Annotated in this window: 8 protein-coding genes; 3 read left to right on the forward strand and 5 right to left on the reverse strand. The window is 68.9% G+C overall.

Annotated features, from left to right (window positions below; genetic code table 11):
- Positions 1–736, forward strand: a 736-nt coding sequence (locus HUU95_RS05965; protein ID WP_254602651.1) for a sensor histidine kinase, incomplete at its 5' end; no start/stop codon positions are given.
- Here the strand turns inward: HUU95_RS05965 and HUU95_RS05970 are convergent.
- On the reverse strand, positions 733–912 hold the full coding sequence (locus tag HUU95_RS05970) for a hypothetical protein (protein ID WP_174279277.1): 180 nt from the start codon (positions 910–912) through the stop codon (positions 733–735). The two genes, HUU95_RS05965 and HUU95_RS05970, sit on opposite strands and share 4 nt — an antisense overlap.
- Positions 909–1,652: a Crp/Fnr family transcriptional regulator gene (locus HUU95_RS05975; RefSeq protein WP_174279278.1), complete on the reverse strand. Its 744-nt coding sequence runs from the start codon at positions 1,650–1,652 to the stop codon at positions 909–911. Before HUU95_RS05975 ends, HUU95_RS05970 begins: the two co-directional genes overlap by 4 nt.
- Positions 1,653–1,786: 134 nt before the next feature.
- On the opposite strand from HUU95_RS05975, the gene gntA reads away from it, so the two are divergent.
- Positions 1,787–2,467 (forward strand): guanitoxin biosynthesis heme-dependent pre-guanitoxin N-hydroxylase GntA, encoded by a 681-nt coding sequence (gene gntA / locus HUU95_RS05980; RefSeq protein WP_174279279.1) that lies wholly within the window; start codon positions 1,787–1,789, stop codon positions 2,465–2,467.
- Entirely contained in the window at positions 2,460–3,047 is a 588-nt protein-coding gene (locus tag HUU95_RS05985; protein WP_174279280.1) for a DUF1989 domain-containing protein, read from the forward strand. Before gntA ends, HUU95_RS05985 begins: the two co-directional genes overlap by 8 nt.
- Here the strand turns inward: HUU95_RS05985 and HUU95_RS05990 are convergent.
- From HUU95_RS05990 to HUU95_RS06000, 3 genes are all read right to left on the reverse strand, one after another.
- Positions 3,013–3,477: a MaoC family dehydratase gene (locus tag HUU95_RS05990; protein WP_174279281.1), complete on the reverse strand. Its 465-nt coding sequence runs from the start codon at positions 3,475–3,477 to the stop codon at positions 3,013–3,015. The two genes, HUU95_RS05985 and HUU95_RS05990, sit on opposite strands and share 35 nt — an antisense overlap.
- A gap of 130 nt (positions 3,478–3,607) precedes the next feature.
- Positions 3,608–5,551, reverse strand: a complete 1,944-nt coding sequence (locus tag HUU95_RS05995; RefSeq protein WP_174279282.1) for an acetyl/propionyl/methylcrotonyl-CoA carboxylase subunit alpha — start codon at positions 5,549–5,551, stop codon at positions 3,608–3,610.
- A gap of 109 nt (positions 5,552–5,660) precedes the next feature.
- Positions 5,661–6,146, reverse strand: coding sequence for a nuclear transport factor 2 family protein (locus HUU95_RS06000; protein WP_174279283.1), 486 nt, complete (start codon positions 6,144–6,146; stop codon positions 5,661–5,663).
- Positions 6,147–6,181 lie beyond the last annotated feature (35 nt).

Raw genomic sequence — 6,181 nt, forward strand, 5'->3', positions numbered from 1 at the left:
GGCCGCCGCGTTCGACCCCGCCGTGCCCGCGCCGGCGCTGGGCGTCTCGGGCCCGGACGATCTGCGCCAGCTGGTCGCCGCCTTCAACGCGCTGCGCCTGCGCGTCTCGGCGATGGTCGACGAGAAGGACCGGATGCTGGGCGCGCTCGGCCACGACCTGCGCACGCCGCTGGCCGCGTTGCGCGTGCGCGTGGAATCGGTCGAGGACGATACCGATCGCGCGCGGATGGCGGACACGATCGCGGAGATGAACCGGACGCTGGACGACATCCTGTCGCTGGCGCGTGTCGGCCGGCCGAGCGAGCCACCGACGGAGGTCGATCTGGCGGCGCTGGTCGACGCGGTGGTGGAGGACTTTCGCGACCTGGGCGCGCCCGTCGTGCTGGCCGACGCGGCGCGGCTGCCGTTGCGACTGCGGCCGGGGTTGATGCGGCGTGCGGTGCGCAACCTGATCGAGAACGCGGTGAAGTACGGCGGCGGCGCGGCGGTCCGGATCGAGCCGACCGCCGAGATCGCGGTGGTGGTGAGCGACGACGGGCCCGGCATCCCGCCCGATCGGATGGAGGCGGTGTTCGACCCGTTCACCCGCCTGGAGGGTTCGCGCAATCGCGACACGGGCGGGATCGGCCTGGGCCTCGCGCTCGCCCGCTCGATCGCGCGGGACGCCGGCGGCGAGGTGAGGCTCGCGAACCGACCGGGCGGCGGGCTCGACGCGGCCTTGATCCTGCCGCGCTAGGCGCGCTGCTCGCGGGCCTCGGCGGCGGCGGCGATCAGGCGGCGGCCCGTCTCCTCGGCCGCGTCCGGCGTCATGGTGGCGGTGACGCCATCGGGTCCGTCGAGCACCACCTGCCCGTTCTCGGCCGCCGCCTCTCCGGGGCTGGTCAAGGCCTGGTGCGACATGGTTTGCGTCATCCCTGCTCTCCCTGGGAGTCGAGCCACTCGGACCGGCTTCCGTACAGGTAAGCGGGATCGAACTCGGCCATCGTCCGCAAACGTCCCATGTCGCGGATTTGCGCCTCGCCACTGCGAAAAAGCAGCAGATCGCGTTCGCGCATGATGCGCAGCACGCGGTTTACATGCACGCCGGTGATCCCGCACGCCTCGGCGATGTCCGACTGGGTCGCAGGCAGCGAGAACCTCCCGTCCTTCGCCAGTCCGATCATCGACAGTCGCGCGTTCAACTCGCAGAACAGGTGCGCGACGCGCCCTTCGGCGCCCAGCCGGCCCATGCGGAAGATCCACTCGCGATGGATCGCCGCGTCGAGCAGCGTGGAGAACCACATCATGCGGGTCAGGTGCGGATAGCGCTCGACGAGTTCCGCCAGGACCTTGTGATCGAAGAGCGCGATCTTGCACGGTCCCAGCGTGGCGAGATCGTGATCGAGCCGCTTCATCGGGAAGCCGTGGAGGTCGACGAAGTCGCCGGGCACGTGCATCGACACGAGCTGGCGATAGCCGTCGCGGTCGTCGAGATAGCGGCACATGAAGCCTTCCACCAACAGCGTGCTGGTGTTCACCGGCTCGCCACGCCGCATCATCGTGTACCGCGCCGGAAGCTCCTGCACCGACGACACCGCGTTTTCGAGCACCAGGCACTCGTCCTCGCTGAGCGCCTCGCGCGAGCGGCCCAGCAGAAACCGCCCGGTCAGCATGGTGTCGCGCCACTCCTCATCTCGTTTCGCATGCGCTTGCTTCAGGCGGCACGTGGCATTCTTTCGCTATAACAAAGGTGAAGAAGGAACATGGATCACGCAACGCGGGCGGGGTTCGGCGGTTGTCCCGGCCTATGCGGCATATCAGCTATGACAACGAGCATCCGCTCGCACGTTCCTTCATCGCCAACGTCCAGCAGCCCAGCTTCCCTTGCGTCGGTGCCAAGTCGGCGCTGAGCCGCGGGCGCATGGACATCCTGGTCGCGCGCGACCTGACCAGCGCGTGGGACGACCTGCGCATCCTGCCGGCGCTGACCACCACCGTCGCCAAATACCGCCGCGAACGCGAGATCTTCCGCACGATGGTGGTGCTGTTCGAAGGGCCGGGCGAGCTGAGCGAGGAGCAGTTCGAGCAACACCTGTGGGCGCGCGCCCAGTCGCTGTCGGACAAGGACGCCTGGGTCGGCAACCGCCCCGATCCGTCGGTGAGCAGCGACCCCGAGGACCCGCATTTCTCGCTCAGCTTCGCGGGCGAGGCGTTCTTCGTCGTCGGGCTTCACCCGCGCGCGAGCCGCCCCGCGCGACGGTTCGAGACGCCGGCGATGGTGTTCAACCTCCACGACCAGTTCGAGGTGCTGCGCACGCAGCAGCGGTACGAGAAGCTGCGCACCTCCATCCTCGATCGCGACGTGGCGCTGGCGGGGTCAGTCAACCCGATGCTGGCGCGCCATGGCGAGCTGAGCGAGGCGCGGCAATATTCGGGCCGCGCGGTCGGCGATGGCTGGAAATGCCCGTTCCATCGCGCCGATGCGTGAAGGACTGATCCCGCCGCGCTCGGGCACGGCGTTCGAGCTGCGGGCGGGCGAGCGGCTGACGGTGATCGACGTGGAAGGGGTGCAGGTCGCCGACCTGCTCGCTTTCAACGCGCTCGACCTGGACGAAATGGTCTCGTCGGGTCGCACGCTCGATTACGCCGAGACGATCCGGCTGACGACCGGGCACGCGCTCTACTCGAACCGGTCGCGGCCGATGCTGACGATCGTCGAGGACACGGTCGGGCTGCACGACTTCCTGCTGACGCCGTGCTCGGTCGACACGTTCCGGCATTTCTACCCCGACCAGCCGGTGCATCGCGGCTGTTTCGGCAATCTCGCCGAGGCGCTGGCGCCGTACGGGGTGACGCCGGACCGCATCCCGACCGCGTTCAACTGCTTCATGAACGTCCCGGTGGGCGCGGACGGGCGGATCACGGTCGAGCCGCCGGTGTCCAAGGCGGGGGACCGGATCGTGTTCCGGGCGGAGATGGACCTGGTGATCGGGCTGACGGCATGTTCGGCCTATGCGTCCAATGGCGGCAGCTTCAAGCCGATCGGGTGGCGGGTCGACGCTGGATGAGCGCGGTGCGCAGGCATTCGCAGACCAGCTCGTCGCGCTGGTTGTGGAGCCGGTGCCGGAACGTCACCAGCCCGGCGGCCGGCCGCGACCGGCTCTCGCGCAGCTCGGTCACCTCCGTCTCGGCGCGTAGCGTGTCGCCGATGAACACCGGCTTGGGCATGACCAGCTTGTCATAGCCCAGGTTGGCGACCAGCACCCCCAGCGTCGTGTCGCCGACCGACAGCCCGATCATCAGCGCGAAGGTGAAGGTGCCGTTGACGAGGATGCGCCCGAACTCGCTCGCCCGGGCGGCCTCCGCGTCGAGGTGGAGCGGTTGCGGATTGTGGGTCATGACCGAGAACAGGAGGTTGTCCGTCTCGGTGACGGTGCGGCGGATGTCGTGGGCGAGCGTGTCGCCGATGGTCCAGTCCTCGAAATGGCGGCCGGCCATCAGCGCGCGCGCTCGTCATGCTGAACGCGTTTCAGCATCCACGCGCAACGCGTCGGTCCAACGACGATGCTCCTTTGATCAACGGTCGCGCATGGACCCTGAAACAAGTTCAGGGTGACGGTGGAGTGGATCACGCCGCCCGCTCCACCCGGACGAGCAGCCGCCCCTCGCTCACCTGCTGCCCGGCCTGCGCATCCAGTTCCGCCACCGTGCCGTCGAAGGGCGCGACCAGGCTATGCTCCATCTTCATCGCCTCCAGCGTGACGAGCTTCTGTCCCATGGTCACCACCGCGCCCCCCGCGACCTCCACCGCGATGACGCGGCCGGGCATGGGCGAGAGGATCGCGCCGTCGGCGGCTCCCCCTCCCGAAACCCCGTCAGTACGCGGCGCTGCAAAACGCCAGGTTCCGCCAAGCTGCGTGGCGAGCACGGCGTCGCCGTCTCTTCTGATGAGGGAGTGGTGTGCCTGATTGTAGGTCAGCGTGCGCCCGAGGCGGCCTGTTATCGTCCGGCCACGATCACTCATGCCGACGGTCGTCCGCGCTGGCCCGTTTAGGCGAAAGCCGGCCAGTTCAGACGGGTGCGTCGGGTCGCTGGTCACGAGCAAGCGCGCCGCCTCGTCGACAAGCCATCCTTGCGGGTTAGGCTCTATGCAGACGCGCTCCTCGTGCCGTGCTACAAATCCGGTGTCTACGTCGCCCGTGAGAAAATCGCCTGTGCCCAAGAGGAGACGCAGGAAGGTCGCGTTGGTCCTGATGGGCCAGACCTGCGCGTCGCCGAGCGCGATGCCGAGTGCGACAGCGGCTTCGTCGCGCTCCTCAGCATGGCAGATCACCTTGGCGATCATCGGATCGTAGAAGGCAGACACCTGGTCGCCCTGTTCGACGCCGGTTTCGATCCTCAGTATCGCGGAGGACAGATCCGGCTCGACGAACGCGCCAAAGAAGTCCTGGTACTTCCTCGGCCGGATAGAGTCCGGCAGTCTGAAACGCTCCAGCGGCCCGATGCTCGGCAGGAACGCCTTCGCCGGGTCCTCCGCATACAGCCGCGCCTCCATCGCCCAGCCGTCAATCCGCAGCTCGTCCTGCCGCTTCGGCAACGGCTCGCCCGAGGCGACGCGGAGTTGCCATTCGACCAGGTCCTGGCCGGTGATCTCCTCGGTCACCGGGTGCTCGACCTGGAGGCGGGTGTTCATCTCCATGAACCAGATGCGGTCCGCGCGCAGGCCGTCGCTGGCGTCGGCGATGAACTCGATCGTGCCGGCGCCCTCATAGTCGACCGCCCTCGCCGCGCGAACGGCGCTGGCGCACACGGCCTCACGCGTCGCCTCGTCCATGCCGGGCGCGGGGGCTTCCTCGATCACCTTCTGGTGGCGGCGCTGGAGCGAGCAGTCGCGTTCGAACAGGTGGACGACATTGCCATGGCGGTCGCCGAACACCTGCACCTCGATATGGCGGGGCGACTGGATCAGCTTCTCCAGCAGCACGCGATCGTCGCCGAAGCTCGACGCCGCCTCGCGCCGGCAGCTGACCAGCGCGTCGGCGAACGCGGCCGGCGCGTCGACCTGCCGCATCCCCTTGCCGCCGCCGCCCGCGACCGCCTTGATGAGCACGGGATAGCCGATCGCGTCGGCCTCCGCCTGCAATCGCTCGGGCGACTGGTCGTCGCCCAGATAGCCGGGCGTGGTCGGCACGCCCGCCGCGATCATCAGTCGCTTGGCCGCGTCCTTCAGCCCCATGGCGCGGATCGAGGCGGGTTTCGGCCCTACCCAGATCAGCCCGGCATCGATCACGCTTTGCGCGAAGTCGGCATTTTCCGAGAGAAATCCATAGCCTGGATGGATCGCCTCCGCCCCGGTCTCAAGGGCGGCGGCGATGATCCGCTCGCCCATCAGGTAGCTTTCGCGCGCCGGCGACGGGCCGATATGCACCGCCGCGTCCGCCTGCCGGACGTGCAGCGCCTTCGCGTCGGCGTCCGAATAGACCGCGACCGTGCGGATGCCGAGCCGCCGCGCGGTGCGGATCACGCGGCACGCGATCTCGCCGCGATTGGCGATGAGCAGCGACGTCAACACGTGGACGCGCTCGGAAAGTCATGCCCGTGAGGGGGGATATGCGACCTTTCGCGCGCGCCATGACCATGTCCGGCGCGGGCTAGCGCGACGCGGGCATGTAGGACAGCGGTCATTGCGCGTCGCATCCGGTCGTGCGCTGCGTCCAGGTGACGTTGAGCACTTTCCATGCGCCCGCTTCCCTGACCAGATCGAAATGGTCGGTGCCGCAATGCTGGAGCTTGCCGTCGACGGTGAAGACGTAGGGGCTCCACACCATCGCGATGTCGCCATCGATCTCGATCGCGGGATCGAGCAGGCGCTCGGCGTAGCGTTCCGGGCCGGGGTGGAGGCCGGCGGCGAACGCGGCCCAACTCAGGTGGCGCAGCGTCCGCGCGCCGTCCGCGCCCTCGCTCGCGACGGTGGCGCCGCCCTCCGGCAGGGTCTGGGCGAGGATGCGCGCGGGATCGCGCGCGGCGAGCCCATCGAACATCCGCTGCACGGCGGCGAGCACGGCGGGCTCGTCGGCGGCGATGGCCGGGGGCTGGCCCGTGCCTTTGGGCAGCGGCTGGACGGGGGTGACTTGTCCACTCAGGGCGGCGAGGAGGAAGAGGAGCATGGGTCGTCCTTATACCTCCCCGGAACGGGGAGGGG

Source organism: Sphingomonas bacterium (assembly GCF_903643065.1).
Lineage (GTDB): Bacteria > Pseudomonadota > Alphaproteobacteria > Sphingomonadales > Sphingomonadaceae > Sphingomonas.

Coding starts and splice junctions, on each gene's coding strand:
- gntA (WP_174279279.1), top strand. CDS start 1,787: ATGCGGCATATCAGCTATGACAACGAGCATCCGCTCGCACGTTCCTTC.
- HUU95_RS06000 (WP_174279283.1), bottom strand. CDS start 6,146: ATGCTCCTCTTCCTCCTCGCCGCCCTGAGTGGACAAGTCACCCCCGTC.
- HUU95_RS05990 (WP_174279281.1), bottom strand. CDS start 3,477: ATGGCCGGCCGCCATTTCGAGGACTGGACCATCGGCGACACGCTCGCC.
- HUU95_RS05975 (WP_174279278.1), bottom strand. CDS start 1,652: ATGCTGACCGGGCGGTTTCTGCTGGGCCGCTCGCGCGAGGCGCTCAGC.
- HUU95_RS05985 (WP_174279280.1), top strand. CDS start 2,460: ATGCGTGAAGGACTGATCCCGCCGCGCTCGGGCACGGCGTTCGAGCTG.
- HUU95_RS05970 (WP_174279277.1), bottom strand. CDS start 912: ATGACGCAAACCATGTCGCACCAGGCCTTGACCAGCCCCGGAGAGGCG.